This is a genomic window from Vibrio azureus (assembly GCF_002849855.1).
In the GTDB taxonomy this organism is placed as follows: Bacteria; Pseudomonadota; Gammaproteobacteria; order Enterobacterales; family Vibrionaceae; genus Vibrio; species Vibrio azureus.
Map to the genome: position 1 here is coordinate 17,423 of NZ_CP018617.1, position 25,277 is coordinate 42,699.

Sequence of the window (25,277 nt, forward strand, 5' to 3'; positions counted from 1 at the left end):
AATAGTATTCATATTATTAAATATATTTATACCCCCTATGCCAACATGGAGCACAGGGGAGAGGAGGGTGTTAATTAAGTAGTAGAATTTGTGATAATTAAACTAACACTTAAATTCACCATATCAAGAGCTTTTGCCGGAAATTGCTCATCATTTTCAAATGACAAATTATTAAAATCTCCAAAGGTAATATTTTTATCGGTATTTTTATCTATAGTTTGGTTGTTAACCTTCCATGTCGCGCCTGTTAAATAGTCATTAGAAGGAGTACCCCCAACTTCCAAAGCTGGATCTTTTAATTTAACGTTGTAATCACCATTTAATCTATCTCCACTTCCGTCTTTTAAATCAAATATAAAATCAGTGGCAGAAAGCTTAAAGTGTCCTATTTTATCACCCTTGTCTATTTTCAATTTTCCCTTTGAGATAGTTGCAACACTTAGAGCACTACCTATATCTGATCCAGAAGGAACTTGCCCACTCCATTGAAAAGATGCAGTTGAAGAAGTATTTGCCTGAGTTTGCATTCCTATAGATGACAGTGACAACAAAATTGCCGGTAATAGTAAATTTTTAAATTTAATTTTTTTCATAACAAATCCATATTTTTTCTGTATTAATTTAATCTTAAACCTGGTGACGTGTCACAAAGCGGAACCACAATACCTCATTAAATCCTAACACTTCAATAAATTAAAAATAAATAAAAAGAATCACACAAATATATATAAAAAAATTATAATAATCAGACACTTATACAAATTAGGCAAAGTATTTATTATTGTGATCACAGCTGATTAGATAAAGAAGAGTAATTAAATGTAGGCTTGAGATAAGAATAATTTAAACCTCAATTAAAATATTATATGTTTGTCAGCGTCAATTTATATTGACTAAATTTAAAGTAACTCAATTATTTAGAGGTTTACGATGATAAGAGAAAGATGGAATAGGACATTAACATTAAGCGTCATATCCTTAATCCCTTTAGGCGCTATTGCAGACAATCATATATATAATAGCTGTAACGAAATATTAGCTGAAGGAGCATTTAATAGATATCAAGCAACTAACAATTTTGAAACCAGATTAGCGTTAAAGAAATGGCTATGTAGCGAAACATCTAATGAGAACTTAAACCTTCAGTATGATGTTATGAATATTTTTTCACCAAATCATGATCTTGAAAACTTATCCACTTGGAAAAGAAACAACTGTCGTGGTACAGACTTTAACTATTCAGGAAGTAAATCCTCTCACCTTTTGATACAAAGTAATAATGATATTATTTTAGATGATTGGAGCAATTGTATGCAAAAGCAACAAGCCCATCCTCTCATTTGTTACGCAAAAGAAACTGTGGATTCTGTTAAAATGGTACTTAAAGTGAATGGTAATAGTGGTATCGGTAATATTAATGTGCTCGAAGCGATTGGGACCAATATGACGGCTCTTACAACTGTACCACGAGTCTTAAGAACCGGAAAAAGAACAGTCCGATATAAAATAGATAATATCAATCAGGAATCCTATTTTGATTTAAATGGTCAAGCTGACTATATAGACGTTTCATGCAATTATACGATACCTAAAAAACCGATTATTGAATCAAATAAAGAATGTGATTTATTCAGAATGCAAGTCTTGGATAGCGGTAAAATCTCTTATCGCGAATATGAATATTTAAAAGATACAAATATGGTCCCCTTGTTTAGTAAAGAAAATGGTAAATACATCGGTGGCTACCCTTGTGATATTTATGAGTGAAGAATAAGGATATTAAATGAATATTAATAAAATAACACTTATTTTAGGAATCAGCCTTTTCAGCTCCACAACTCTAGCAATTCCTGAAATCGAAGTACAACAAAGATGTTCAATGGATAGTTTAAATGTATCAAAAGCAATTGGGAGAAACAAATGGGCTAAGAGATGTTCATTCATTTCTGAAAGAGATTATGAGTATTATACATATGACGATGATGGTAACATAAGAGCCAGACCTAAGTACCCAAGTTTTTTTAGTCCATATAATTTTAATGATTGGTTTAGAGCTCCTACTAATGAATATTCCTCATGTAATATAAAACATTATACAAAAAAGATATTTTGTGTATCTTCATGCTATACACCCGACCAAAAAATACTATTTTCTGATGGAGAACACGCCATATATGATGCACTAACAAAGAGATTAACAAATATCGTCACCTTATCTGACGATGCAAACCTCGAAAATCTCTCTTATCAGATAAAAGATGTCGAAGCCTATAGTGAGTCAATTATTGAAACAGTTCATAATATTCGAGTATTTCACACTGCCAGCGGTAACCAGATCAAGGTAACGGATAATCACCCGTTACTTGTTTCTACAGGTTACATGCTCACCGCTGAAAATATTAATACTGGTGACAGCTTGATCAGCAAAGATGGCACCTTTGATGAAATCACCAACATTGAAGACATTAAATTTACAGGAAAAGTCTATAATGTCATGCCAGATACCTCAGATAACAGTACAAATGGTCAAATCGTTGTAGCACAAGGATTCCTCTCTGGTTCTATGTATTATCAAAATGATGGTGCAGATCTGACTGGAAGACTATTACTAAGAAGTCAGGTTCCTACCGATCTCTTTTAACCTATTATGATAATACTCAAATAACTTCAACTTAAATTAAAGCAAGGCATATATGCCTTGCTTTTCACAGGTTTTATATGTTAAAAAAAATACTATTCACTACATCCATACCTACTATCGCTTTTTTAATCTTTCACTATGGTATGCAAGAAAAAGGTTTTAATCTATCTGTTCTAGGAGATGATTTACTTAATGAAAAAAATATACAGTCATCTATTACTTCCACCTTACCTCTTACCAAAGGTACACCTGTCCAAACCATCAATTCATACCAAATCGATGATCTAGATCCAGATGAACAAAGCTATGACTGGGCATATAATACTTGGCGTCAACCAAGCGAAAAGTTTGATCATTTTATTTCTCTAAGTAGCAAAGTATTGACTACTACTTCTGATCGACAAAACTTTGAGTTATTATTAAATGACTACAAAATGGTAGAAGCTTCAAGAATAGCGCTATTATCTGATATTGATACGAATAGATATAACTATGATGATGAACGTGAAAGATGGGATGCCATTTATTATATTAGCAGTATCATTACAGGTAAGTATAGAACTCAATACTTTAATGATATTATCAATTTATCTATAGAAATAATTAACAAACCACTTCCAGAAAATATTACTGATATAGAGATAAAAAAATCTCTTATTGGAGATAAAGTTGAAATTGCTATGGATTTAGCCATCTTCCAGCCTGAAGTATGGTTAGAGTATAAAACCAATAGCACTCCTAGTATGGATAAGTTCATACATTATGTTGATACTGAAGCCTCTTTTAGTCGTGCACAGGCTAAAGATAATGCTGAAAGGCTAGCTACGAGATTGAAAAATCTATCAGAAAAAACCCACAACGAGTCTCAATAAAAATTCAGTTAAAATCAAATTTAAATAAAAAGAGTTACCTATCTTACTAGAAATGGTTTTTCTTCAATAGAAGTCATTCACAGGTAACTCTTCTTAAACCTCAGATAACAGATAACCCATCTAACTAACAATTCACATACCCCGTAATTTCAGGAGGAATAGTTCAGAACACCTTAAGGCTAATTGAGCATATCTGCTTAATCTTCAAAGCTGACGTTCAGAAATACAGGATGCGAAAAGTTCAAAGTCTGGCTCGTAAGAGAACTCATATCCAAAGTATAGGTTCATATTTTTATATTGATCTGGCTTAGTAGGTTTAACTGTTTGTGTAGTCGACCAGTAATTATAACTTGTTGGCCACCCCCGTTTATTAAACATATTACCAAAAGTATTAAACAGTTTATCTAATTCGTTCAAGGTTGCTAATCGCCAGTTTGTTCTTCCACCTAAAGTTATCGTATTATAGATATCACAGAGTGCCAGCGCTTTAGAGTGACTAAATCTATAGAAATTACCGTAATTCTGACCCAGAACTCCATTAGCTGTACTATTAGTTTCAATTAATTCAGAACTTATGTTATCTAAGAAATTAACTGATGGTGAATTTGTAAATAACGTTTCATTTCCTATATCAGCAATATCAATACACGCTTTATCTGGTAGTCTTCCATTACACAAATAAGCATTCGTAAGATCTTGGTTTATTCCTACTAATCTCAAGATACCGGCTTTAAAATTTCCTTCATTATCAGAAAGTACGAAGCTTACATCCGTGTTTTTCGGACTGTACTTATTCCAGTTAAAAGTAAACTCTTTGTTGTTAAGGTTTTTTCTTTGCTCATCATTTAACGATACAGATCCATCAATTGAATACACGTTTATTAATTGGTAATCAATATCATATTCTAGTTTTATAAGATTTCTAATATCAACAATTAAGGTAGGTTGAGAATCAACTTCATACCTAAATTCTTCTATATCAGATATTATAATTCCATTAGTATGTTCTTTACCAATGGTGATATCAATTTGTCCTAGTTTAGCTTCTGTAGATTGTTTGGAGTTAAAAAGTGTATAAAAAATACGTACATAACCTGCTGTTTTTCCATAATAGGATATTGTTTTTTCAGAAGTTTTTATTTCACCATCTCCTAACAGTATAATATCTTCGGATAAATCCCACTCGGAAATGTTTAACTCACTCAATTCATCTACTAAATTTATATTAACTACGGCTTGAGAATTAGGGTTATTTGTTAATAATATATGCTTTGATATTGTTGGTAGCCTCGCATCAGACTCCACCGTAGCAAACAAATTTATTTTGGCAAATTGACTTTCTACCTCCTCATTGTTGCTTGTTTTTCTTCCAGTCACTTTATATCGATAAGTACATAAGTTATGGTTATCTAATTGAACATAGAAGCCCAGACGATCACCATTTAGTTCAGGAGTTGGGGTACCACAATATCCTGACTGGTACACACTTTCTTGCCCTATATTTTGATTAGTGACCTCTACTTCAATGCTATCTATATCGACATCATTTTCATATGATACGTAATTACTTATATCAATATATTCTTGAGTACTTGGCTGAACAGTAATAAAGCCACTTCTTGTACTAATCGCCTGAGGTGGTGCAGCGTGATCAGTTGTAGGTCGATTGTGGGATTCATTTGAAGAAGGCTCCGAAGAATCCTGACACCCAAATAGGCTCGAAATTAATACAATAGTAACCACCTGTGAAGATAATCGATATAGGTTGAATGATTGATTTGTTTTATTATACATTAGTTCACCTTATTTGTTGACAACTATAACTTTATATTTTGCATACATAATTACACTGTAAGCCTTAAGGGCTAAGCTAGATTTAATTTTTATTGCCAATGCATCTTATCAAAGCAAATAATAATTTATCAATTATTAACCCAATAATTAATTAAAAACCGACAATTTACTATTGTTATAATTTAACTCTTTAACGGCAAACCTTTAACTAAAGTAAATTAATTTTATATAACTACACAAATATAAATATTAACCAAAAATTTGATTAGTGATTTTCAATATGATCATTATTATCACATTTTTTAGATAAAATATATCAATGCGATAAAATGTCTTATACTAATAGGTAATCTAATTAATAATGGAAAGTATAACTCATGAAAATGACTTTTATCATCGAATGGTTTCGACCAATAGCGATTACTGCTGTTTATTTTATTGCAGAGGATAATAACACCGACGTCTATTCCTTTTTCCACATTCTAGGGCCTTGGATTGTCGCCATTATGGGATTCAGTGTCGCATTTGAAGGGCTTTGCTTGGGCAAAGAAGCCGCTGGTAAAATCGGTTATCGCTCGGATCGGCCTTATCAGGTTCAATCTGCTCTTTGCAATCTTGCTATTGCTATCGTCGCCGTCTTTGTCTTCTTCTCTAACTTGGGCAGCATGGCAGATGTCACTATCACACTGGTTATGTTAGTTTTCTTCTCACTTTCGGCTTTCAATCATCTTTTAACCGCTCTAATTCAACACAATTTTAAACCTGTTAACTTGTTGAGACCACTCATGACTGTCGTGTTACTCTTTCTTTTAGTCCCACCTTTATTATCAGTATTAAGCTAGTTTCTTGTGCTTGTCCTGTGTAGCTTGTTTAATTCATTTGGTAATTTAATAAAAATAAGTCGCTCAGTAATATTCTGAGCGACTTCCGATATTTTATTTGTTGTTATTTAACATACTCTTTCCAAGCTTCTTGCCAGTTTATCCCTTCACCTGGTTCATATTTTTCTGGATTAATATTGCATTTAGCCTCATCAAAGCACTGAAAAAGCCTTTGATTTGCATCATTGTATACAATATCACCATTACTGAATTGCTGGCGCTTGGTATTGACCAAATCACTTTGATAGTGAGGATATCCATAGTCAGGAACTCCTTTAACGATATAACGCGACAATTCTCTAATTAATGTGTCTTTACCCATTGAGCTTCCTGGACCACCACTATGTAAGCTTAATGTAATTATCGAACCGGGAGCAATATGCCTTTCTCTTTCTCCGATGGCAAGCATATTATTCCCATCATTTTGTACAGAATCACAATAGTAACAAGTGCCTTTGTAGGTTTCGAAATTATACACGTCATTAATTTTGGCGATTACTCGATGTTCACCATAATAAATACCCTGCGGTATCACTGCCTCTATACCTCCCATGGGTAAGGTGTATATTTTAAAGTCGTTCGGATTTGGATATTGACTATTGAATTCTTTATGTAGATTCGCACGGATAGGATCAAGCACTGCCGCCTGAGTCAATAAAGTTGCCATGCCCATATATTGACTGTATTCCGTTTTTAAATTTTCCGCTTTAAATTGGTTATTATTACTCCCAACCAATAAAATCACTGTTTTATCTTTTGGCCAATCTTCAAGTTTTGACATGGTATCATTCACATATCTCCTTAACATGTATGTACTGCTTGCTTGAGTCATGATGTGATACTCATCAATCGCGTAACTAAAGTTGCTTAAAAAGTTTCTTAATTGATTATTGTATGGTCTTGCCCAATATGATGAGTATTGTGGTATTGACAGTTCGAGACTAATATCTGGATATAGATTGTTTAAGTTATGTAAGACATTACCCAGTTTTTGGTAAAATGCTCCTTCTGTTTCATCTGGGCTGAAATCACCATTTCTCCAGGTTTCATGTTCAATATCAAAGGTTATTCTATCTATATTAACCGGTGATCTTCTTATTGACTCATCGATCAAATTATAAAGTTCTTTTGCATCACAAACCATTACAGGATCGTCTTGACCGCCAGCGGCACCGCCAAAAACAAGACCTACCTTTCCACCATTTTCTTCAAAGTTTTTGTATTTTTGCGCATGCCCAGTAATAGGATTAACATAGGAACCATCTGTTATATTATCGAAATTACAATCCAACCCTTTTTTAATTAAAAGAAAACCGATTGACACATCCTTAATATCATAATTATCATCAACCTTTTCTAAAACATAGGGATCTTGATTTAGTGCATACGCGCCCATGTATGCGGCTGTTGGTTTACTTCCAGAGAATTCACTTGCATGACTTCCTCCAGTTATAATTAATAGAGATATAATCCCAATTATATTTTTCATCTTAAATTCCTTTTTTATTTATAGCTTCTCATATAAAGAGCGGAAATTTCCGCCCTTTATATTATTTATTAATCTATCAACTTAACTTCATATGGATCCCATGCTTGGTTCCAACTCAGGCCATCCCCCGGAGCATAGTATGTCGGTAGACCATTACACCAATTTGTAATTTTACACTTATATAGGGACCTAGTTGATTCACCGTAAACAATATCACCTGCCTTGAACACCTGACTACCTTCCACTACATCATCTGCATTGTAATGAGGATAGCCATAATCAGGTAAATCATCTTTTAAGTTTGGAACAAAAATTGCTTTCACTACAGCACTATCAGGTACATTTTTCAATTTACTACAAGATTTTGTCGAACCATATTCTAGATAAACGCCATTGCCTTCTACTGCTGCACATTGTCCATTCTCTTCAATATCCCAATCATTGTTACCTCCTTCACCATTAAAATGGCTTCGAGTTGAGAAATTTGCATATTGTTTACCAGCTCTGTCTGTAATATCCCAACTTACTCCAACCCAGCCGTTTACATAAATTTTCCCATTAATTTGACTCCCACAAAAACTACCAGTTGTACCGGCGTTAATATAGAAAAACTCATCAGTTTGTTGTTCTATCCCAGAGTCGTCGACATATTGCTTAACTCTCACTTTCAAATCTTTGTAGAAAGGTTCCGTTATTTTTACACATGGAATTTGGTGGACATAGCCATTTGGTCCTCGTACGGATACATCATCAATATTTGCAATTGCATTCGCAGATAATGATATCAGGGGTATTGTAAGATATTTTAATTTCATTTTCATGATTCTATTCCTATGTTTTAATTTTTCCTTTTGACTTTAAGCATTGCCCAAGGTCAATTTAATTTTTAAACTTAAAACATCAATAATCAAATAATAAAAAATCATCAAGAATAAATTAAAAATATATTATAATTACTTTTTCAATCAGTGATTATATAATGAAAAATGTGATAAATAGAGTATTAAGAATTACATATACTATATCTCCAATTAACCCTTAAGAGCCTTTTTTAAGTTATATATGGTTTTTTTGTTGCGTAAATTGCATAAGTGCTGCCTAATTTGCTCAGCAAACACGTCGTAAACCCCATGAAATATCGTGCGATGGTACTTATGAACTAATGGATTGTCACGCAGCAATCAGCATTAAACGAGACGCAACTATTATACCTTCAAGAGATGGAGCGGCATTCTGAGAACGAGGTCATCCAAGAAATTTAGCAGCGGGTTGTCAAAAGCTATATGGCTTGAATAAGCATTCGAAAGGATACTATGGTTATCACAAGTGCTCTCTATCTGAGACGGCGATGTATCGTGCAAGGCAGTTACTTGGTGGGTGATTAAGTTTAAGGAATTACATCGCACAAGTCGGTGAAACTTACGCGATACTCAAATCGTTAAATAAGCTTACGGGTCTTGTTATGCCTAAAGCTTGCTGAATTAGCTAAAAGTCAATCTCAATAGGTCGATTCGGCTTCGAAAGTGAATTACACATCAAAGCCTAAAAAGAGCGGAAACTAACGCTCTTTTATAAAAACTAATAATTAATAATTATTTTATTCGAATGGCACTTCATATTCACTCCATGCCTGATCCCAATTTAAACCCTTTCCTGGCTCATAGTACATTGGGTTACCATTACACCAGTTTTCAACTTTACATTGATATAAACTTTCATCATACTCACTATAAACAACATCACTTGCCTTAAATTTTTCAGGTTTCACATCTTGTGATTTATAGTGACGATAGCCATAGTCAGGCTGTCCTGTGACAACATAAGTTGCAACTACTCTAATTAGCGTGTCGTCACCGACTGAACCACCTGGGCCACCAGAATGTTGAGTTAGTGACAACGTTGAGCCTATCATTTCTATTCCAGATCCTGAGAATTTCGAATTTTCAACATATACCTTACCATCCGAATTTCCTAATACATGACAATAATAACATTCTCCATTATAAGTTTCATGATTATATACATCATCAATTTTTGCTATGATTCTGTGTTCACCACCATAAGCAAATATTCGCTCAGGTACTTCGGTACGAATTTGTCCATTTGGTAATGCATATATTTTGTAGCCATCCTCAGAATAATTTTTTTGGATAACGACATCATTTTCCTCGCTAGTAGTGGAATCACCTGTATTCGCTAATACATTCAATGATATGAGTCCTGATGATACTAGAGATAGTAGTGTAAGGTATTTTAATTTCATTTTCATGATTCTATTCCTATTTTTTATAGTTTTCCTTTTAACTTTAAGCATTGCTCAAGGTCAATTTGATTTTTAAACTTAAATTATTAATAATCAAATAATAAAGAATCATCATGAATAAATTCAAAAATATTATAATTAATTTTTACTCGACGAGTATATTATTTTACATATTATACAATTATATTTATTTTTAAATTATCTGATAAGAAATGGGATAAATCGAGTATTAAAAATTACATATATACCCAAGTGACTTCAAGATGCTTTATTCAGAGCGAGGTCACTGAGTTGAATTCAAGGAAGACAACAAAGCGGAATAGTATTCTACTTCTTATTTTTGTAAGAAGAATGGTTGTCTGACGCAAGAAGCCGGCTCAGTGACACGCTCCCAAATGGCGAGCGACCTTAACTTTCAGACTTTGTTAACGATTCTCAATGTAGAACGACTATATCTTCGATATCCTTGCCGCGCCTGAGAGATAAGGCTACCTCGCTGAACACAGCATCTTGAGGTTACTTGGGTATATACTATTATCTCCAACTAACCCTAAAGAGCCTTTTTTCAGTGATACATTCTTAGCGCCCAATGTAGCAAAGAAAAGAAAGTACCGTCGTTCGATATAGAGAATCGTCAAAAAGTCTTTGGGCTAAAACTGCTCAATCTTTCGGTGCGATCTTTGGGTTCAACCCGGTAGCATTTATTGGATAAAGATTACTTTCTTAATATCAATGATTTTTGAAATCACTCTTTTTCTGATGATTTGAAGACTCAACCATAAAACCAAACAATCATAAAAAAAATACATAAGATTTTATAATAAACTAAAGGCATATAGTCGTTAGATTCAGCCGTACTTTTGTCAATTTCAAGTCAATTTCTTATATCTGTGACAATGCATCGCAATTTTTATGTAAAAATATAAATATCAATAAACGTAACGAATAAAAATTGGAACTTTATACCTTATGAAACACGAAAGAAAGGTGCAGAGTAGTTGTATTATTGCCTTAGCAGCATTGTCACACAGCGCTATGGCTGATATGTATATTGCTCCCACCATTGGTGTAAGTTACTTCTCTGGTGGTTGTGAGTCTCATGAACTCAGCTGTGATACAAACGATATTTCTTTTGGTGCGACGCTTGGCTATCAATATTCCCCGAATATCGCTATCGAGCTGGGTTACCAGCATTATGGAGAAGTAGAAGCAACCTATCCAGCGCTTCAAAATCAGCTCCTGAAGGCGGATTACTCAGCAAAAGTTCAAAGCGCAGAGCTCGGTCTAGCTTACTCTTTGCCTGTTGCAGATTCATTAGCCCTTAACCTCATCGGTGGTGCAGCTCTTTGGTTCGTCGATATGGACGGCAAAGAATTGAGTTATCGTGTAAACAAATCAAGTAATGGCCTTTCTCCCTATCTTACTACCTCTGGCAGTTATAAACTATCTGAACAATTAAGTGTTGATTCTGGTTTAAAATGGGTTAGTTCTGTTGGTTCCAGTGCCACTGGTAAATCCGATATCTGGCAAGCATTTATTGGTTTAACTTACCGTTTCCCTTCAAATATGTCGACTGCTTCTGTACCCAGAACATACGATACAGAGCCATTATCTGCCTCTCCGTCAACTTCTTCGGTCTTTTCCGACAAGGTCAAATCAACGGTAAAAGAAGAACAATCATTAACTTTATATTTTAATTTTGACAGTAGCCAGCTTTCGCCTGATTCACTGGTTAAGTTGAAAAGCTTTACCAAAGGAATGTCTGAAAAGCAGTCGATTCTTATCATCGCTTCAACAGATGATACTGGCACAAACCACTATAACGATAACCTGTCTATTCGCAGGGCAAAATCAATTAGATCAGCTTTGTTACACGAAAATATCAAAAAACAACGAATTAAAATCACAGCGCTTGGTGAAGAAGTGCAGAGTCTTTCTGTTCCAAACTCTCAACGCCGAAGTGCGACCATTAAAATCTACAACCATAACCTTGCCACTCCTTTGTGAGCAGGAGTTCTAAATTATGATAAGATCTTTTATATTTAGCCTTTTTATACTGCTTTTAGCCGCATGTGACGGCTCAGGCGGCTTACCTAAACAAGGCTCAGGCAACACAGACCCTGTTGTTGTCTCTTCAAAACCAATTCTGAATATCACTGGTATCCCGCAGAAAACATTTGCGGGTGATACCCTCACTTTACACGGTACAGCTTGGGATGATTCAACAGATATTACCTCGATTCACTGGTCAAGTACCGGGATGAAGCTTATCGATCAAGATATCCAACTGCAATCGAATGACTCAGAGCAACAGCCAACTCGCTTTACTGCAAAGTTTCGTGTTGATGATGTTTTAGAACCTCAAAAAGCAACTATTTTAGGTACAGCAACGGCATTATCAGGTCAAAAAAGTGATAATCAGGCCTTCGAATTAACTATTTTTATCAAAGAGAGCATTGATAATTCAAAACCAAGTGTCTCTATTCCGCATATCATTTTAGATAAAATGAATAGTTCAGTTACCGCCGGACAAACTGTAACAGTTACGGGTAAAACTTGGGACAAGTTTGGTGACATCACCAAACTCAACTGGAAAGCGCAACACTTAAAGCTCATCAGACAAAGCCTCATTCCTGCCACTGGGGACTCTGCACTAAAGCCGCTCTCTTTCTCAGCAACTTTTGAAGTGGATGATGCCCCTCAAGCAACCAGCGCAACCATTGAAGTTTCTTCAGTATCAAGCACTGAACACCAAAGCCCTTACGCGACTATGACGCTTGCAATTGAGCCGGATACAAAGCCTGCACCTATTGCTTTGCCTAAAATCAAATTTGACCGCTTACCTTTGACCGCTGTTAGTGGCCGGCCATTTGTCGTCACAGGTCGAGCATGGGATGAGTTTGGTGGTACTGCCAGCATTGCTTGGGACAATAGTGAACACTTTGCCATTATTGATGAAAAAACAGAGCTTGAAGCTGACAGTTCTTCTCCTTTTCCCATTTACTTTGAAGCAACGCTTGTTGCCTTGGATACTTCCACAACAACCAGCGCACCTATTCAAGCATCAATTACCGCTGAAAGTGGCGCTTCTCAAACCACCAGCGCAACATTAACGATTGTGCCAGATCACGCACCGCTAAGCCAAACCTACATCAATCTAGAGAATGTGCCTGATTCAGTAAAAAGTGGAGAGACCTTTACTGTTTCTGGATCGACTTGGTCTGACGACGGTGACGTTAAGTCATTAGAATGGACAACACCTAACTTAACTCTGCTAAAAACGACTTTAATTAAGCCCGGGAATGACTCGGAACAGAATCCAAAGTTTTTTACGGCAACGTTTGTCGCCGAAACTCTATTCGAAGTTGACAAAACGGCCACAATTAGCGTGATTGCTAAATCTACTGAGTATGACGAAAGTGTGCCTGCCTCAGACGCAATAACGATCATCGCTCGTAAAGAAGATAATCGACCAGTCGAAATTTCACGACCGAAAGTAGTCATTTTATCCGCCCCTATGGATTCGATTGATAGCGGCGATACCTTTACTATTACTGGTAAAACCTGGGATAACGTAGGTGATGTGGCTTCGTTAAATTGGACAACAGAAAATGCCACACTTATTGAGCAAGCCTTTACTCCTGCTGAAGGGGATTCTAAGCTCAATCCAAACAGCTTTACAGCCAAATTCAAAGCAGATCAAGTTCGCTACGATCTGCCAGCTTCCGTAAGTGTCGTGGCAACATCTACCCAACAGATGGATAACTCACCACAAGCGATCCAATTCACTATTATTTCACGTAATTTCTCCGATGCCTCGAACCCACATGTGTTGATTGAATCTGAAGAAAACACGATGAGCAGTGGAGAAGAAATCACTATTACTGGGGCTGCCTGGGATAGCGCCAAAGGTGATATTGCCTCCCTTGAGTGGGATACTGAGAATCTGACTTTAGTGTCAGAAGTGTTTGAACCTATTGCGAACGATTCTGAAGAAAACAAAGTCAGCTTTCAAGCAACGTTTAGGGCAAAAGAAGTCACCGCAGACTTACCTGCATCAATAACCGTCACGGCGCACTCTGATAAAGGCGAGCAAATACAATCAAAATTGGATGATTTAACCATCATCGCCAGAAAAGAAAGCAATGAACGCCCGGTCATTTCAAAACCAACGGTTACGTTAACCCCCTCTCTTGGCACAGTAAGGCCTGGAGGAACCGTCACCTTAACAGCAGAAGCTTACAGTACTAATGCTAATATCGACTCCATCGAATGGAAAACAGATAACAGCAATTTATCGCTCTTAAATTCTGACGATATCCCTACAGGCAGTACCGACAGCAAAGATAAACCACTTACATTGAGCGCCGAGTTCCAAGCAAGCGATTTCGTTAGTTTGGAGCAAGCTAACATTACTGTCATTGTAAGAGATGGCAGTGCGGGTATCCCTACCAGCAAAAGCGCTAAGATTGAGTTAAAGCCTTGGTCTAAGCCAACACTGGTAAAAGTAACAGCCACGCCAGAAGTATCATCAGGGCAGACTATCGCGTTTGAACTGGACGCTTTCGATGAAGACTCTTACATCAGTCACGTTAATTGGTTTACCGATAGCCCCAATGGCGAGGTAACCTTACCAAGCTACGACGTACCAAGTGGTCATCAGAATGATTCAGCAGATAACCTTCTAGAAATCGATACCTTTTTTGAGACAAAAGATGGGTTATTAAATGATCTTGATGTCAACGTTTGGGCTGAAGTGACGTCTTTTAATGGTACCCAATCCATCACTGACAAACAGCCAGTTAAAATCAAAAAAGCTGTCCGCCCAACTATTGGGGTGATGACCCATGCATACCGTGGCGATCATCAACACCTAAATCCAACACAACCAATACAAGACAATGATCAGATCACGATTAGTGCAACAGCCTCGGCTGAAGCTGCCACAGCAGGACTAGATGAGATCAAGATTACTTCTTACCGTTGGTCACAAATGCCAGATGATGAGGTTGAACTCACTCTTGATGAGTCTGAACAGTCGATTCCGGTCCAAGATCAAAAAAACACGGTTGAGACTCCACTCAATATTACCCTACCGAAAACAGGTAAAGACGGCTCGGACTCAGAAACGATATATAATCTCAAACTAATCGTAACTGATGAACGTGGCTTGGAAAGTGAAGCAAAAGAGTTTGAGCTGAAGGTTAAGCCAAGAACTCAGCTTAAAGTTATAACAGCCAATGTGTTTTTAATTCCCTTTAGTACTGTTGAGAGAGATAAACGAGTTAGTGAATATCTGAAGGTAAAAAACGACCTTTTTGATTTCAATGATGTAGTCGTGCTCAATGAAGCATTTGCAGGTACACTTGCAGGCTCATATACTCAAAGGCTTTTTGATGGCATAAAAACCACCTTCCCCTATAGAACTGATCCTAATGAAGATTCCGGTTTAAGACTAAATAAAGGTGTTGTGGTACTGAGCAAAGAACCAATAATACAACCTGCAGTATACCGTGTATTTGCTCAGGCATGTGGTGAGGATGAGGGAGCCAATAAAGGCTTTATCCATGTAAAAATAAGAAAAAATGATAAAATCTACAATATCATTGCCACTCATACTCAAGCAGACACGGACGCGTGTATTTTTGGTTCAACTCCCGAGAGTATAAGGAAAGCTCAGTTTGAAGAAATTAAACAGTATATCGATGAATCTCTTCGAACCAAAGCCATGGATACATCGGAGTACCTATATATTGTAGGAGATCTTAATGTTGTCAAAGGATCAGCAGAACATGCTAAGATGATGTCGATATTGCGCACCAATGAGCCTGTTCACAGAGGCCTCAAGTATTCTTGGGATCCGCATCTTAATTCTCTTGCAAGCTACAAAAATAGTGGTTGGAAGCAGGACGGACAACTTTTGGATTATATTTTATCAGTTAAAGGGTTTGCACAGCCACGTGCATGGCATAATGTCGTTTTAGACCCCGCTGTAAAAGACGTGTACTATGATGTCATTCCAGTCCCAAGTTTTAATGCAGGCAGGCATTACTTGAATGATCTATCAGATCATTTCCCCGCTATTGGTTTTGAATATTTAGAGGCAGGCATTCCTAAAAAATCTTTTAGAGGACAAAATAAACGCTACAATACAATTAAATTTAGGCATCAAGACACTGGAGAATACATAAAGGCTGGTGCAAGCACTGGTATCGTTGGTAGCTGGTCAGCAGGCGACTATGTACTTATTGGAGCTCATACAGACGAAGCAGATATCGAATGGGCAATTGACAGTCAATATCCTAGCTATTGGTTAAACAATGACACAAACTCATTTCCGACGTGCCTACTTGACGATAGTTTTGTTGAAATAGAGTCTCTAAGGCACAAGTCATATTTTTTGAACTATACAGAGCTTTATCCTAGTTACTATAAACTCTATACAAATGCATCTAAATGGCTTTCAATTGAAAAAGTTGATGATTATGGCCATCGACTATCTGGTTGTATAGAAAATGGGGACAAAATTTACTTAAGAGATGGAGCTGACACATCATCTAGTTGGTCTTATGCTTCTAGAGTTGTTTCTAGTGGCGTTCCATATTTTAGAATTAATGAATACAGAGCAGATGCAGACATTTTCGTGGTTGAAATGCCAGAAGCAATCCCATTGGATTGGTCCGATTTACCAGACTAAATAACTTATAAAATAACATTATAAAAAAAGACCTAGCACGTGCGGCTAGGTCTTTTTATATCACTACAAATGATATCTAGGTGAGCGCAAATTAATTCTAATATTTAAAAGGGGGCATGATTACTTTGGCTTGTAACCTAAGGCATTCATATCCACCCCTTGCTCTGCAAGTAACTTTTCAAACATTGGCATTAGTGGCCCAAGATTTTCAGCGATGGTTTCACGTACGGTATCAACGACGATTTGTGTACCACGCTCAATTTCTACATTAATCCAATCGCCTATCTTTTTTTGTTCAAAAACCGTCATACGTCGAGTCTCAGGAATCAGCCATACCTCAAACCAGCCTTCCGTTTTATCTACATCAGAAACCGTTAAACTGGCGCCGTTTAATGCAATATAACCTTTAGAAAAAATGTATTTCTTCCACGCTTCCGGCAAGTCAAAGCGCATGCAGTAGTTATCTTCAATATGTTTAATATCAAGCACCGCAATATTAAAATCGACATGACCAGATAAAGGATGACCTCCGATCTCAGCACCATCTTTTGCGGCACGCTCTGCGTTAACCCACGTACTCGCTTCATATTTGCTGAGTGTGGTGATCAACAAGCTCTGCAACATGACGTCAAATTTAACTCGAACATCTGAGAGAATTTCTGTCACGGTAAGGCATACACCATCAATAGCAATGCTCGCACCAATTTCTAAATCGGTACAAAAACCAGGCTTAAAATCAATAGTAAAAGTACGAATACCATTTTTATCAGCGACCGCAGCTATTTTAGCAACTGACTGAATTATTCCCGTAAACATCGTCACCTCTTTTCATTGACTTGGGTATATATAACTTTACATATTAACTCTACCCCTGCAAGTGAGTAAACGAGTGTTAACTTAATGCGATACCCAAGTGACCTTAAAATGCTTGATTCAAGGTAATATCGCGGAGCCAAATTCAAGCCAAACAACGAGGCCGAATAGCACTTGTACACAAACATGACACTGACTACAATGGCGCATCATTTATTGACTTGGAATAAACACAATGACAGATGCCGCCAAACCCGCTTTACCTGATCGCCTTGCTGGTAACCCGCGCAGTCCATTTTTCATTAAAGAGTGCTTCGAACACCAGATTGGTATTCGCTTTAATGGCCAAGAGCGTACTGATGTTGAAGAGTATTGTATCAGTGAAGGGTGGGTTAAAATCGCATCACCAAAAGCTAAAGATCGTTTTGGTAACCCAATGTTGATCAAACTAAAGGGCGAAGTAGAAGCTTACTACGCTTAAATCTAAACGTTAACATACCCAAGTAATCTCAAGATATTCTGCCTAGAAAGACTGGCCTTGAAACCACTTGGTATTGATAAAAAGCCCGATATCTATCGCAGTGCTAGATATCGGGCTTGTTGTTCCAATGGCTTCAACACTCGGCCCATTCGCAATACTCACTTAGCTTGAAGCAAAGTTATTCGATACAGCTATGCCAAATTGTTGAGATCTATGGTCTAAATATCAACCAGCGACTCATAAGTGTGAATCGTTGGCTCATGATTAAGAAATGTCAGTAATTGGGCAAAATCACCACGTTCCTTACGCCAGTCCAAGTATTTTGCCAACGCACCTGCCTGTGACCACTCGACACTGGCCATAAATTGATGATCATTTAATCGTGCAGCTTGAGCCTTTATATTCCCAGGGAATTGGCGTGTTTCGGGAAGAATACGCCGAAGAAACTCAACAAAATTGCTTTCTTGACCCGGCTTGGTTTCAAATTCAAAAATACTGATCAAAGCCATAAATTCAGTCCTTATGGGAATTATTTTGTTTATTTGTGATTTACTTGGCCAAAGGCAGTAAATTAGCGGTACTGTCTACATCACAGTAACCAAACTTTAAAGCGGCCATGTAGGCTGCATGAACCTGAGCTGCGGGAACGGTTACGCCATTGAACTCAAGGTCTAATGTCGCACATGCATCATGAGCAACATGACAATCGTAACCAAAGTCTACTGCCGCACGAGTCACGGCATCAATACACATGTGGCTCATTGCACCAACAATAACCAGTTTTGTTACTTGAAGTTCTTCTAGCTTAGCTTGAAGCTCTGTGTCTCTAAAGCTGTTGATTTGATGCTTTAAAATCACTGTTTCACCTTCAATGGGTGCAACACTGCTGTGGATCTGTGCCCCTTCTGAATTTGGTAGGAAGAAAGGTGCCTCTTCACTTGGAAATTCGTGTCTTACATGGATAACAGGTAAACCTTTTTGACGAAACGCGTTAAGCAACTGAGAGGCATTTTGTGCGGCAGCTTCTGTACCAGATAGTGCCCATTTAGCACCAGAGTATGTTGGGTAGTAGTCATTTTGAAAATCAATCAATAATAAAGCAGTATTAGACATAATAAGTTCTCTTTTATTTTGTTGTTCAGAGTTGATGGGACTATTATGCGAAATAACAATCGGTGACACCGATGGCAAAATTGACATAAAGCAGTTCAAAAATGACAAAAGTAATTCAAATTCAAATTATTGACTATCCAGACGCCTTACAGAGCGCCATCTTCGGCCTTAAAGAGCTGTTTCTCATGGCCAATGACATACTTCTCAAAGAGAACTACCCGGTTCAATTTGAAGTCAGCTTGTTGTCTTGCCGTGATTCAAATAACCTGCACTTTCTAGAAGCTCAACCCAACGCCGTACATTTGTTGATCATTCCACCCAGTCTTGGCGGCGAATATTATCTCTCCCCTCCTCCAGAAATGCTCCAGTATCTAAAACAGGCTCACACCCATGGCACACAACTATGCTCAGCCTGTGCTGGTACCTTTATCCTCGCTAAAACCGGTATGTTAGATGGCCGCTCCGCCACAACTCACTGGCAGTTTGCACAAGACTTTAGGACTGCTTTTCCTCAGATATCATTAAAAGTTGAAAGCTTACTGGTTAATGAAGGTGATATTTTGACCGCTGGTGGTTTAATGTCTTGGGTCGATTTAGGGCTTGAAATTGTCGCCCAACTGACTAAGCCTCATATTATGCGTCAGCTAGGTAAGTTTCTGATTGTTGATACAGCTCGAAGAGAACAGCGTTACTACGAAAGCTTTATTCCTAAGTTTGATCATGGTAATGGTGTCATTATAAAGGTACAGCATCATTTACAAACTCATTACAGCGATGCACTGACCATCGCTCAGTTGGCACAGATAGCTTTTATGAGCGAGCGCACTTTTTTACGCCAATTTACTCAGGCAACAGGGTTAAAACCCACTCAATACATTCAGCGGTTAAGAGTACAAAAAGCATGTGAACAGTTGGAAGCCTCCTCATTAAGTTTTGAAAAAATCGCTCTCAGTGTCGGCTATGAAGATGCTAATAGCTTGCGTAAGGTGTTCACAAAAATCATTGGGTTGAGCCCTTCTGCATTTAGAGCTCGATTCGCCTAACTAGAAGAGCTTAGGTATATACCCCAAAAACCTTCAAGATGTCTTGTTCAGAGAGACGATCTTAGCTCAGTTTGGTATATATCATGATGATAGACAGTGCTACACTTACCTGAATTTTTCAGGATCGAAAAGGAAAAATAATGAATCCAATTATTGCTATGTTAAAAGACAACAATATTAGCGACGAGCAAATACAAACTATTTTCCATACCTTAACTCAAAACCCATTAGCAGCGATGGCAACGATCAGTCAACTTGGCCTACCTCAGGACAAACTACAATCACTGATGGCGCAGGTAATGCAAAACCCAGCGTTGATCAAAGAAGCTGTTGACGAATTAGGGCTAGACTTTGCAAAAGTCGAAGAAGCGAAACAAAAACTACAAGATACACCCAAGTGACTTCAAGATGCTTGGGTATAAAACGCTTAATCCCTACGAAGTATACCTAAGTATCTTTTAGGCTGACCTTAGCACTCGTACTAAGGCCAGCTTCTCATTGAGTCGTTGCGTTATTACCTACTCATCTGGACTAAAAGAAAATCTTCCTTCAACACTAAAGTGGTCTGACAGATGCCAATTCCCCCATGTATTTGCACTTGCACGCTGCCTTAGCTTCACCGTATTGGTATTTTCTATTGCTCTACGGTGCCTAGAACTCACGAAAACATAATCTAAATACTCAATCGTTTGCCCACCTGAAAAACGTGCCGCGGCGTAAGGATTGATTCGAGGATCAAACGTTGCGTCTACATAACCCAAATACTGAGGTGGGTCCACTTCTAGGGTGGCAAGCATCAAGAGATATTCGGTAAAGTCTTCGTTCTTATTAATGTTAAAGTCACCCGCATAGATTACGGCTTCATTGGTTGGGATCTGTTTGGACAACATAAAGGTTCTCAACAAACCCAGTTGAAGGCGACGTAGCCTATGAGCTGCAGGTGTATCAAAAGAGGCTAAATGAGTGTTAAACACATGATAAATAACACCACCTTTGCTGATTTTGGTATAGACAATACCTTTATCAGCGTAGCAATCAGTGCCGGAACAGTGATCAAAAACAATCGCATCAGTCTCTAAAATCGGGTAACGACTTAAAGTCACCACACCACCATCATACATCGCCATGCTATCGCCTCCTACCACATCGGTGCGATAAGCATATTCAAGACTTAATCGATCAAAGAGCTCTTCGCGGTCATTAGAGAAAGCTTCTTGCAGTGTCAGTACATCGTACCCAGATAAATTATGATCCATTAGAGCCGCTCTTTCAATGATATCGGATGAGACTGATGGAATCATCCATAGGTTATAACTCGCGATTTGGAGGATATTTTCATCATATTCCATCTCGGCGATATCATGCTCACAAACTACATAGTCAATATCATCAAAGCTAGATGTATAGACTGCTTTTACAGCGAATTCAGTGTGATGACCGTCTTCTCCATATAACTCGACAACATAAGGGTAATAATCTGTTTTAAGCTCTCTATTTTTAAAACCATAAGAAATGGTCGTCCCTGCACCATGCCCTAACAAGCGCATCTGCCCTAAAGGTGCGTTGGCCATCTCTTGCCAATCGCCTTGTGCATTTTGAAAACGTGTTTCAAAGTAATAATCATAAGTTGCACCATTTTCAATCCCATAATAGCGATTAAATTCAGCGACTTTAACCCTCTGATAAGGTGGAATAATTAAGTTTTCATCCATCAATCGATACTGGTAGCCTTTTTCAACTGGAGCGGTGGTGTCGACCAAAACCTGAACGGTGATAGGTTTATTGGTTCTATTTGTGTAATACACAGAAGTGGCAAAAGCTTGAAACGTGAGTATCCACAACACGGTGGATATAATTATTGATTTAATCATTATTATCCTCTTTACATTTTTTTAACATACTTCCATTTTTCAATAAAGCTTCAGCACAAAAGTTAATCAATTTAACCGGATTAAAAGTGTGAGATTCGATTGAATTGTGTTCTTTTTATTAGAAAAATGTAACGTTAATTTGTTTTGTTATTAAATGTAATAACAATAAAATCAATTAATTACGGTAAGCCACGCAAACAAAAACCAACTTATACTCAAGTGACCTCAGATGCTTGATTCAGAGCTCAGAGCATCTCGCTGAACACAGCATCTAGGGGCACCTAGGTATAAATTAAGAAAACATTGGTCTCGAGTGGCATTGTGTTCATGGCCGAATCAAATAGCGTAACTGTTCAATAATGACTTTACCAACCCCTGTTTCATCAAAAACTCCACACATACTGACACGATCTTCTTTAACCACTAAATCACATACGAACTGACCATCAAATCGGTTAGGCTTATTCAGGGGTATACTTAAATTAAGTGCCGTTTTTTTTACCTTTCGATTTTCTAACTTCATTTCATAACCAATAATGTTTAGCTCTAATGACTCTTTAGGGAAGAGCACATCATAACTTTGCTCCCAATCAATGACGGAGTCTTGCCAAGTCAGGTTGGCTACTTGCTCAATATAATTACAAGGCTGCTCTGAATATAATTGGCAATCTGGATCAGCAGGTTCAAAGCAACTCGTCCAACGATAAGTATTAGCGCAACTCTCCAGCACATCTCGGTACATTTGTTCTGTTAAGGCACACGTTTGTGCAATATCCCAATATTGGCACTGTTCTGAGTGAGTAAAAGCCATAAATCGATGCCATTTTTTGATGGCCAATCTTGCAGGGCGATAGTCTTTAAATGCTTGCCAATACTCCATTCCTTCTGGTATCAAATAAGTGGATGTTTGATAACTAATGATATTGTGACGTTGGCTAGTGCTTGTTTCAAATTCTCTTAATTTTTCAGCGAAATTCAATAGATTCGTATCAGATAGAACCATTAGGTCTCCGGAAACATGGGCCTTGATCTTAATCTCATAATCTTGCTGATACTGGCGATATTGCTCTAATACTTCAGTATCGGCTGAACCGGAGATCAACATCATATAGCTGGCTGAAATTTTCGCAGCGGTCTCAGCAACATCCTTCTTTTGTTGAGTCTTTGATTTTACCTGCAATAGTAGAGAAAGCTCACGTCCATATTGAATACCATCGACTAATACATCACCGCATATATTCCTAAAATTTGTCTTACTGATGTTCGTATTCGCTTGCAAGAGCGCCAAAGCTCTAGGGTCTATTGTTGGCCAAGCGTCATTAATTAACGTGTAGGTTTTCTCTTGGATCACAAAAGCCACAGTGTTGTTTTGCTCTAGATTTTGAAAGCTATTCGACATATCTCGCTTGAATTGAGTGGAGGCCGAAAAATTGCCGTAACTTCCTTCAGCGTTAATAGAAAGATCAGCTGAGAAGAACTCTTCCACTTCTGACTTACTTGATACCACTCGTCCTTCAACATAGCGGCTTAGATTATCGACTCTTTGGAAGCTTTGGTCACTCAAACACCGATTTCTTGTCGGTCGCTCAGTGACTAAATTAAACCCATACCCTAATTGATTACCATTTAGCCGTTTATTTGAGCCATTTAAAGCATTGATTTCTGATGGGTTTAGCGGTTGATATTGTGCTTTTTTCCATAAACTATTGACGAATGCTGGTTCCAACATTGCGCAGACCGCTTGATTGACAAAAGCAATACATAAGCAAAACATCACTAATAATTTCATTATTTTTATATCCTTACCTTAGAAGACAAGTGATATTTAATGCGATAGTTCACTTTTATTCACACTTAAAGTAAACAAAATGTGATCAATGTGTAACCAAACCCCATGGTGAAATTTCTATATTTAGTGACATAGAGCAAATATTAACAAAAGAGACATTACGGAATATCATTTTATTTAACGTAGATCACAGTATATACATTCCGTAAAATTAGACTACCTTCCTGCCATCAAGTGGCTCTCAAATAATAATTAGGACTCCATTATGAAAAAAAGTGTTTTTGCTATCGCCCTTGGTAGCATCTTGAGCCTTAGTGCTGCTCCTCATCTTTTTGCCAGCCAAGAGCCAACAGCTCACTCCTCTGTCAGCTATGCGCAACTGGTGACAAAACGCCAAGTCGTTGATCAGCTTTTGAATGACGCCGTGACCGCTTTTAAATCACCGGCTCGTATTTCACATGCAGGATTTACAGCAAAAATGCCAAGTAATATGGAGATTGTCACTCATCGCTTATTAGAAGCCTATCAGTTGGAACCTTACCGTACTGATCTGTTAATTTCTGCGGCCAACGCTGAAATTTATAACAAGAACGTAGATAGAGCGATTGAATTATTTGAACAAGCTTTAACCGTGGCGCCTGATGATGTGGATTTACACGCTTACCTTGCTGTTTGGCAACGTTTCAAGGGAGATAAACCAAAGTCACAACAGCACATGGCAACTCTAACTAAGCTAAATCCAGGCAAAGCAGCGGATATCGAAAAGATGTTTGCTACTATCGATCGAGTACTTGCCACGCCTTTAAAAGAAAAGCCACAGACCAATAAGTTAGATAATAAAGGGGCCATTGTTACTCTTGGCTACGCTTTAAACCCTGATGGCTCAATGCATGATATCTTGATTGCACGCCTGCAAACGACACTTGAAATGGCCAAGGCAGCGCCTGACGCAATTATTATACTAACTGGTGGTGTACCTAAGAATCATAAAACCGAAGGTAAATTAATGGCAGACTGGTTAATCGAACATGGAGTCAACAAAGATCGTATTATCGAGGAAAACTACGCCACCAGTACTGTCGGAAATGCACTGTACAGCAGCTATGCATTAGCACGCCACGGTATCAAACATGCAACAATCATCAGCTCTGCCAGTCATGTTCGTCGTGGACAAACTCTATTTGAAATTGCCAGTTGGCAAACAGGCCCACAAGGGATCACATTTGATACGGTGAGCTACCCTGACAGACCTTTACATGAATTGCAAAATGCCAGCGAAAATGAATTACTTGGTATTTACCGTGATGCATTGAGAACTTATGGGATGTGGAGTTACCGTTCTTATCCACTCGAATCTCGCTAACAAAGATTCCGATCATTTAGAACTTTCACTATTCCATTTTTATATAGCCTCAAGATGCCTTATTCAGAGCATTTTGAGGTTATTTGGGAATAATACATTTATTTTATAAATATCACATTCTTGCTCTTTCAAATAAAAAATAAAATTAATATACTTCTCACTCTTTA

The 25,277-nt window shown here is 37.6% G+C and carries 20 protein-coding genes and 1 pseudogene; 11 read left to right on the plus strand and 10 right to left on the minus strand.

Annotated elements, in window-relative coordinates:
* Window positions 1-74: 74 nt before the first annotated feature.
* A complete protein-coding gene (locus BS333_RS13875) occupies window positions 75-593 on the minus strand; it encodes a hypothetical protein (protein ID WP_021711015.1) in 519 nt (172 codons plus the stop codon).
* 337 nt (window positions 594-930) lie between these two features.
* On the opposite strand from BS333_RS13875, the gene BS333_RS13880 reads away from it, so the two are divergent.
* From BS333_RS13880 to BS333_RS13890, 3 genes are all read left to right on the plus strand, one after another.
* On the plus strand, window positions 931-1,767 hold the full coding sequence (locus tag BS333_RS13880) for a hypothetical protein (RefSeq protein ID WP_021711014.1): 837 nt from the start codon (window positions 931-933) through the stop codon (window positions 1,765-1,767).
* Window positions 1,768-1,783: 16 nt separating this feature from the next.
* Window positions 1,784-2,641 (plus strand): Hint domain-containing protein, encoded by an 858-nt coding sequence (locus tag BS333_RS13885; RefSeq protein WP_021711013.1) that lies wholly within the window; start codon window positions 1,784-1,786, stop codon window positions 2,639-2,641.
* 77 nt (window positions 2,642-2,718) lie between these two features.
* Entirely contained in the window at window positions 2,719-3,513 is a 795-nt protein-coding gene (locus BS333_RS13890; protein ID WP_021711012.1) for a hypothetical protein, read from the plus strand.
* 204 nt (window positions 3,514-3,717) lie between these two features.
* Here BS333_RS13890 and BS333_RS13895 read toward each other — a convergent pair whose 3' ends face one another.
* Window positions 3,718-5,307, minus strand: coding sequence for a DUF1566 domain-containing protein (locus BS333_RS13895; protein ID WP_021711011.1), 1,590 nt, complete (start codon window positions 5,305-5,307; stop codon window positions 3,718-3,720).
* A gap of 377 nt (window positions 5,308-5,684) precedes the next feature.
* Between BS333_RS13895 and BS333_RS13900 the strand changes: the two genes are divergently transcribed.
* Window positions 5,685-6,149 (plus strand): DUF6790 family protein, encoded by a 465-nt coding sequence (locus BS333_RS13900; RefSeq protein WP_021711010.1) that lies wholly within the window; start codon window positions 5,685-5,687, stop codon window positions 6,147-6,149.
* Window positions 6,150-6,252: 103 nt separating this feature from the next.
* Here the strand turns inward: BS333_RS13900 and BS333_RS13905 are convergent, their stop codons facing one another.
* Both BS333_RS13905 and BS333_RS13910 read right to left on the minus strand, forming a co-directional pair.
* Complete coding sequence (locus BS333_RS13905; protein ID WP_021711009.1) at window positions 6,253-7,677, minus strand: glycoside hydrolase family 18 protein; 1,425 nt, start codon at window positions 7,675-7,677, stop codon at window positions 6,253-6,255.
* 68 nt (window positions 7,678-7,745) lie between these two features.
* Window positions 7,746-8,498 carry a hypothetical protein gene (locus BS333_RS13910; RefSeq protein ID WP_021711008.1) on the minus strand — a complete coding sequence of 251 codons (753 nt, stop codon included), beginning with the start codon at window positions 8,496-8,498 and terminating at the stop codon, window positions 7,746-7,748.
* 270 nt (window positions 8,499-8,768) lie between these two features.
* Here BS333_RS13910 and BS333_RS22305 point away from each other — a divergent pair.
* Window positions 8,769-9,157 (plus strand): annotated as a pseudogene (locus BS333_RS22305) (transposase); the annotation flags it as partial.
* 117 nt (window positions 9,158-9,274) lie between these two features.
* On the opposite strand, the gene BS333_RS13920 reads toward BS333_RS22305, so the two are convergent.
* Entirely contained in the window at window positions 9,275-9,946 is a 672-nt protein-coding gene (locus BS333_RS13920) for a hypothetical protein (RefSeq protein WP_021711007.1), read from the minus strand.
* A gap of 963 nt (window positions 9,947-10,909) precedes the next feature.
* On the opposite strand from BS333_RS13920, the gene BS333_RS13925 reads away from it, so the two are divergent.
* Complete coding sequence (locus tag BS333_RS13925; RefSeq protein ID WP_021711006.1) at window positions 10,910-11,947, plus strand: OmpA family protein; 1,038 nt, start codon at window positions 10,910-10,912, stop codon at window positions 11,945-11,947.
* A gap of 16 nt (window positions 11,948-11,963) precedes the next feature.
* Window positions 11,964-16,637 (plus strand): endonuclease/exonuclease/phosphatase family protein, encoded by a 4,674-nt coding sequence (locus BS333_RS13930; RefSeq protein ID WP_021711005.1) that lies wholly within the window; start codon window positions 11,964-11,966, stop codon window positions 16,635-16,637.
* Window positions 16,638-16,757: 120 nt separating this feature from the next.
* Here BS333_RS13930 and BS333_RS13935 read toward each other — a convergent pair whose 3' ends face one another.
* Window positions 16,758-17,453, minus strand: coding sequence for a riboflavin synthase (locus BS333_RS13935; RefSeq protein ID WP_021711004.1), 696 nt, complete (start codon window positions 17,451-17,453; stop codon window positions 16,758-16,760).
* A 232-nt stretch (window positions 17,454-17,685) separates the two neighbouring features.
* On the opposite strand from BS333_RS13935, the gene BS333_RS13940 reads away from it, so the two are divergent.
* Window positions 17,686-17,931 (plus strand): DUF3297 family protein, encoded by a 246-nt coding sequence (locus BS333_RS13940; protein ID WP_021711003.1) that lies wholly within the window; start codon window positions 17,686-17,688, stop codon window positions 17,929-17,931.
* 218 nt (window positions 17,932-18,149) lie between these two features.
* Here BS333_RS13940 and BS333_RS13945 read toward each other — a convergent pair whose 3' ends face one another.
* Together BS333_RS13945 and BS333_RS13950 are read right to left on the minus strand one after the other, a co-directional pair.
* Window positions 18,150-18,440: a putative quinol monooxygenase gene (locus BS333_RS13945; protein ID WP_021711002.1), complete on the minus strand. Its 291-nt coding sequence runs from the start codon at window positions 18,438-18,440 to the stop codon at window positions 18,150-18,152.
* A 40-nt stretch (window positions 18,441-18,480) separates the two neighbouring features.
* Entirely contained in the window at window positions 18,481-19,044 is a 564-nt protein-coding gene (locus BS333_RS13950) for a cysteine hydrolase family protein (RefSeq protein WP_021711001.1), read from the minus strand.
* A gap of 101 nt (window positions 19,045-19,145) precedes the next feature.
* On the opposite strand from BS333_RS13950, the gene BS333_RS13955 reads away from it, so the two are divergent.
* Entirely contained in the window at window positions 19,146-20,087 is a 942-nt protein-coding gene (locus tag BS333_RS13955) for a GlxA family transcriptional regulator (protein ID WP_021711000.1), read from the plus strand.
* 140 nt (window positions 20,088-20,227) lie between these two features.
* Window positions 20,228-20,488 carry a DUF2999 family protein gene (locus BS333_RS13960; RefSeq protein WP_021710999.1) on the plus strand — a complete coding sequence of 87 codons (261 nt, stop codon included), beginning with the start codon at window positions 20,228-20,230 and terminating at the stop codon, window positions 20,486-20,488.
* Window positions 20,489-20,605: 117 nt separating this feature from the next.
* On the opposite strand, the gene BS333_RS13965 is transcribed toward BS333_RS13960, so the two are convergent.
* On the minus strand, window positions 20,606-21,958 hold the full coding sequence (locus tag BS333_RS13965; RefSeq protein ID WP_021710998.1) for a sphingomyelin phosphodiesterase: 1,353 nt from the start codon (window positions 21,956-21,958) through the stop codon (window positions 20,606-20,608).
* Window positions 21,959-22,283: 325 nt separating this feature from the next.
* Window positions 22,284-23,747, minus strand: a complete 1,464-nt coding sequence (locus tag BS333_RS13970) for a hypothetical protein (protein ID WP_021710997.1) — start codon at window positions 23,745-23,747, stop codon at window positions 22,284-22,286.
* Window positions 23,748-24,012: 265 nt separating this feature from the next.
* On the opposite strand from BS333_RS13970, the gene BS333_RS13975 reads away from it, so the two are divergent.
* On the plus strand, window positions 24,013-25,110 hold the full coding sequence (locus tag BS333_RS13975; protein ID WP_021710996.1) for a YdcF family protein: 1,098 nt from the start codon (window positions 24,013-24,015) through the stop codon (window positions 25,108-25,110).
* Window positions 25,111-25,277 lie beyond the last annotated feature (167 nt).

What these genes read in the sequence shown, in the direction of transcription:
- BS333_RS13900 (WP_021711010.1), top strand. Translation starts at nt 5,685, where the DNA reads ATGAAAATGACTTTTATCATCGAATGGTTTCGACCAATAGCGATTACT.
- BS333_RS13970 (WP_021710997.1), bottom strand. Translation starts at nt 23,747, where the DNA reads ATGAAATTATTAGTGATGTTTTGCTTATGTATTGCTTTTGTCAATCAA.
- BS333_RS13880 (WP_021711014.1), top strand. Translation starts at nt 931, where the DNA reads ATGATAAGAGAAAGATGGAATAGGACATTAACATTAAGCGTCATATCC.
- BS333_RS13895 (WP_021711011.1), bottom strand. Translation starts at nt 5,307, where the DNA reads ATGTATAATAAAACAAATCAATCATTCAACCTATATCGATTATCTTCA.
- BS333_RS13930 (WP_021711005.1), top strand. Translation starts at nt 11,964, where the DNA reads ATGATAAGATCTTTTATATTTAGCCTTTTTATACTGCTTTTAGCCGCA.
- BS333_RS13910 (WP_021711008.1), bottom strand. Translation starts at nt 8,498, where the DNA reads ATGAAAATGAAATTAAAATATCTTACAATACCCCTGATATCATTATCT.
- BS333_RS13920 (WP_021711007.1), bottom strand. Translation starts at nt 9,946, where the DNA reads ATGAAAATGAAATTAAAATACCTTACACTACTATCTCTAGTATCATCA.
- BS333_RS13885 (WP_021711013.1), top strand. Translation starts at nt 1,784, where the DNA reads ATGAATATTAATAAAATAACACTTATTTTAGGAATCAGCCTTTTCAGC.
- BS333_RS13975 (WP_021710996.1), top strand. Translation starts at nt 24,013, where the DNA reads ATGAAAAAAAGTGTTTTTGCTATCGCCCTTGGTAGCATCTTGAGCCTT.
- BS333_RS13935 (WP_021711004.1), bottom strand. Translation starts at nt 17,453, where the DNA reads ATGTTTACGGGAATAATTCAGTCAGTTGCTAAAATAGCTGCGGTCGCT.
- BS333_RS13925 (WP_021711006.1), top strand. Translation starts at nt 10,910, where the DNA reads ATGAAACACGAAAGAAAGGTGCAGAGTAGTTGTATTATTGCCTTAGCA.
- BS333_RS13955 (WP_021711000.1), top strand. Translation starts at nt 19,146, where the DNA reads ATGACAAAAGTAATTCAAATTCAAATTATTGACTATCCAGACGCCTTA.
- BS333_RS13965 (WP_021710998.1), bottom strand. Translation starts at nt 21,958, where the DNA reads ATGATTAAATCAATAATTATATCCACCGTGTTGTGGATACTCACGTTT.
- BS333_RS13960 (WP_021710999.1), top strand. Translation starts at nt 20,228, where the DNA reads ATGAATCCAATTATTGCTATGTTAAAAGACAACAATATTAGCGACGAG.
- BS333_RS13875 (WP_021711015.1), bottom strand. Translation starts at nt 593, where the DNA reads ATGAAAAAAATTAAATTTAAAAATTTACTATTACCGGCAATTTTGTTG.
- BS333_RS13890 (WP_021711012.1), top strand. Translation starts at nt 2,719, where the DNA reads ATGTTAAAAAAAATACTATTCACTACATCCATACCTACTATCGCTTTT.
- BS333_RS13905 (WP_021711009.1), bottom strand. Translation starts at nt 7,677, where the DNA reads ATGAAAAATATAATTGGGATTATATCTCTATTAATTATAACTGGAGGA.
- BS333_RS13945 (WP_021711002.1), bottom strand. Translation starts at nt 18,440, where the DNA reads ATGGCTTTGATCAGTATTTTTGAATTTGAAACCAAGCCGGGTCAAGAA.
- BS333_RS13940 (WP_021711003.1), top strand. Translation starts at nt 17,686, where the DNA reads ATGACAGATGCCGCCAAACCCGCTTTACCTGATCGCCTTGCTGGTAAC.
- BS333_RS13950 (WP_021711001.1), bottom strand. Translation starts at nt 19,044, where the DNA reads ATGTCTAATACTGCTTTATTATTGATTGATTTTCAAAATGACTACTAC.